The organism is Bacillus sp. JJ1566 (assembly GCF_036962685.1).
Taxonomy (GTDB): domain Bacteria; phylum Bacillota; class Bacilli; order Bacillales; family Bacillaceae_L; genus Ferdinandcohnia.
This window is the reverse complement of sequence record NZ_JBALOP010000003.1, coordinates 119591-119950: the sequence shown is the minus strand read 5'-3', so window position 1 is coordinate 119950 and position 360 is coordinate 119591.

Sequence of the window (360 nt, the reverse complement as noted above, 5' to 3'; positions counted from 1 at the left end):
AAAAGGGTAACGCAAGCGTTTCAATCGTACCCGTTTGCCAGAAGACCAAAGTAAAAGAGGAACGCAAATACCCAGATCGTGCCCGTTTAGCGAAGGATCAAACTAAATGAGGAACGCATCCCCTTATTCTCACTTACCGACCCTCATCAAAAACCAGTCTTATTCCTCATTTTATTAGAAATCGTACAATCTATGGTAAAATTAATTGGAAATGAACAGGATTTTATATAGAATAAGTAGAAGATAAAACAAGACAACTTTATTCAGCAAAACCCAATTTATTTCTTAGTAGGCGGAGTATGGCTCAAAGTATACAATAGGTTTGGGGTTTAAATCCTGGATGAATAAAGTTAGAGCCTC